The organism is Flavobacterium sp. (assembly GCF_027484945.1).
In the GTDB taxonomy this organism is placed as follows: Bacteria; Bacteroidota; Bacteroidia; order Flavobacteriales; family Flavobacteriaceae; genus Flavobacterium.
On sequence record NZ_JAIXRZ010000043.1, the window covers coordinates 1 to 3497 of the forward strand.

Below are 3497 nucleotides of genomic sequence, written 5' to 3' on the forward strand. Positions count from 1 at the left end.
AGTTGGTTTCTTATAAGTTGTGGTTTTAATGTAATTTTCGGTTGTTGTTTGCCCAAAGATTATCATTGGAAACAAAACTAAGATGTAGAATATTTTTTTCATGGCTGTTAGTTTTTATAGTTTAAGATTATTATCTAACATAAGTGAGTTGTTTATTTACTAGCCAACGTCAAATACTTAAAATCTGAATTAATCTCACAATAATAATTTATTGAAAACTATTTACAAATGGGTGTTTTTACGTATTTTTTCTGTTTTAAATGCAAAAATTGATACTGAACTTTCAAGCATCGTTTACAATAAATACTAACGATTTTTAAAAAGTGTAGCGTTTTGGGACTTTTTTTGAAAAATATTTTTAAAAGCTAACTTTTATAGCTGTTTCAAAGTGAGACAATTTATTTACTGCGGTGCAAACTCTGAAAATTTTAAACGCACCTTTATGGTAGTGGTCTTTTAATGATGTACACATTTTTTATTCTTGAAGGCGGTAACTTAAAGTTTTCTTTATTTTAGGCTGTGTTTAGAGGGGTATATACAGGGAGGGAGGACGCATAATCTATAATTGTTAGGCTACAAGTTAAAGAGTAGATACAGGTATGGTGATACGCTGTAAAATAACAAAACCACCTGTGAAGGTGGTTAATTTATTATTTGTCAGACAAAAATTGAAAACATAATCTAATGTAACCTCAAGGTAGCTCCTCTTTTGATTTAATACAATTTGAACTATTCGAATTTTTTTCTTGATTAAAAGTTAGAATATTTCTGTAATACACTCTTAATAGACGTGAAATATAATCATTTGTAATATCTTCACAATATTTACTTCGCTCACAAAAATTTAATAAATTTATAATTCCTAAATCTAAACCATCTCTGTTAGTTAAATTTAGAATTGTATAATTATTATTCTCAATTATTACAAAATGAACTCTACTATGTGTTCGAGTTTGATAAAAACTATAAACACCATCTTTTAAAAAACCCTTATGATAATCATTTTGAACTCCAATGATATCAATTTGTCTTTTACCGCTTACATAGTCTTCTTTTTCAAATTCTTTAATATCATTATTTTTAATTAAAAAAGTAATTAATTCTTTTTTTAAAGAATCAAAAGTTAATACTTTAAAATCTTGAGAACTTGAAACATTGCAAATAAATATTGCAAATAAAAAACTAACAATTTTTCTTTTACTTTTCATTTTTTTACTTTTTTGCTAAATCTTGTAAAATTTTCACTTGACTTATTAGTGGTGAAAGTTCAGAGCCTAACTGCTCATTTAAACTGTTAATATTATCCGTTGAACCTCCTTTTCTTTCAATATGTCGTTGATGAACATTTCTATTTTTAGTATGACCAATCTCATGACCAAAAACTGCAACTGCCAAATCAAAACCAGTTACATTTTCATTCTTAACTAAATCCTTAGTTGCTTTGTCATATGATGTATCTGAGGATGAAACTGGTTTTTCTCCATTTTTAACAGCACTTGCATAATCATTACATGTAGCTACATATACATCTATTTTAGCTTTTTGTAAAACAGCATTTCCATTTTCTAAAATGTATCCGTCATCAACCGTGCCAATATCGGTGTAACCTAAAAGAACAATATCACCATCAACACCTCCTGTTCGTTCATTATGGAACTCTACAGTAATTTGTGCTTGAGATTTTGTTAAATGTTCAAATGCTTTTGCACCTTCTTCACCAGAATTTTTTAATGCATCACCAAACTCTTTATCTTGTTTTGTTGCAAATTTTGTGTAATTACCTTTTGAATCTACTTTCGCATTACCACTTTCATCCACCCATTCTTCTAACATCCCATCAGGGTCAATAAACCGTAAAGGATTATTATATGCGTATCGATATGGTGTCCATCTTCTATCGGCTTCTGCTTTTGGGTCAATATTCATCCAACGTCCTAAAGCAGGGTCATAATTCCTTGCTCCATAGTCGTACATGTTAAGCCCCAGTTCGTCTTGATACTCTTTCCCATTGTACTTATACTTGTAATAAATTAATGTTTATTTATTAATTGGTCTTCAATCCATGAAGAATTATAATCACTTCTCGTGTAAAAAGTTTGCTCGTTTTTAATAATAATAATTCCCTTTTTTGGACTAAATAAATACTCAACATAATTACTTTGAAAATCAACATTGTTTAACTGACATGAGAAGGAATATATTGTGTCTTTTCCAGAATATGTTTCTAATGGCTTAATAGTTCTATTGATGTTTTTGAGTTTAATCGATTTAAGTATTCTACTTTTAGAATCATATAGCATCTTCCATTTTTTACCATTCCAAATGTACCAATCCATGCTTTTAATTTGAAATTCTATACTGCATACTTCACAAGTATCACATGCGCACAATATACCGTAGTCAATAAAATTATATTCTGTTTTGTATTTTCTTTCTGAAATTGAGTTAAATTTTGAAAAATATTTGTCATTTGCAACATATTTATTTTCAATAATTTTATCAGAATAATTAACCTGCTTTAAGTTATTACATCCAAATGTTGAAAAAATAATAAGTAATAAAAACTTTGATTTCATAATTGTTACTATTTAATTTGCTTTTGTTAAAGCGTTAATTCTATCGTCAAGTGCATTTCTTTCAGTTTCGTAATCTGTCTTGTTTTTTTTAGCCAAATCATTTAAATAATTATCATAAACACTTGCACCTGTGCCAGCATTAAAAATTGATAATTCAAAAATTTGTGTTATATTGAGATTTAGACCATTATCATTGCTATATTCTTGAACAACCTGTTGCATTAAATTCAGGTAATTATCCCAATTTTCATGCTTTTCGTCATTTCCCTTGACGGCATTCAATCCTGCATAAGCATGTAAAAATTCATGAGCAATCAGTGTTACTCTACCTAAATCATTTAGGCCTACATCTGCATTTGTTTTGAAGGATATGTCTGCTTCAACATCAGTAGCCTCCATTTTACCTTTTTTCATTTTTGAATTACCAAATTCATATGTTGTGAGGGCTACTTTACTTTCATCATTCACTTTTGAATTATTAACATCTAAAACCACATTAAAGTTAGAGCTGTTTTTGTATTTACTAATAATTCTATTGTAACTATTATTATTTGAAACTAACGAATTGTGAACAGAATTAAATTTAGAATTTCTGAAAGCAGTAGATGGTCTTATGCTATCTCCTTTAACTTCTACAAAGAAAATTGGGTTATTTTTCGTGTAGTGATATGGAGTCATATCGTAGTATTTTTCACTAAATTTATCTAAATTATGAAATCTACCTATTGCTGGGTCATAGTTTCTATTTCCATAATCGTACATATTAAGCCCCAGCTCGTCTTGGTACTCTTTACCGTTATACTTATATTTATAATCTGAAACTGCAGTATTTGTATAACTGTGTTTTAGTCCAAATGGGTAATAGTGATTTTCTTCGAGAATTTCATTTGTAGATATAGTACCATTAAGATTCAAATCTTG

The 3497-nt window shown here is 28.5% G+C and carries 3 protein-coding genes and 1 pseudogene; all 4 read right to left on the minus strand.

From position 1 onward, the window contains the following. Nucleotides 1-692: 692 nt before the first annotated feature. Nucleotides 693-1208 (minus strand): hypothetical protein, encoded by a 516-nt coding sequence (locus tag Q0039_RS06190; RefSeq protein ID WP_297510717.1) that lies wholly within the window; start codon nt 1206-1208, stop codon nt 693-695. A 622-nt stretch (nt 1209-1830) separates the two neighbouring features. Next, nucleotides 1831-2025 (minus strand): annotated as a pseudogene (locus Q0039_RS06195) (RHS repeat-associated core domain-containing protein); the annotation flags it as partial. A gap of 5 nt (nt 2026-2030) precedes the next feature. Next, the gene (locus tag Q0039_RS06200) at nt 2031-2576 is read right to left on the minus strand and encodes a hypothetical protein (protein WP_297510719.1); all 546 of its coding nucleotides are present in this window, start codon (nt 2574-2576) and stop codon (nt 2031-2033) included. A 12-nt stretch (nt 2577-2588) separates the two neighbouring features. Continuing rightward, nucleotides 2589-3497, minus strand: a 909-nt coding sequence (locus Q0039_RS06205; protein WP_297510721.1) for an RHS repeat-associated core domain-containing protein, incomplete at its 5' end; no start/stop codon positions are given.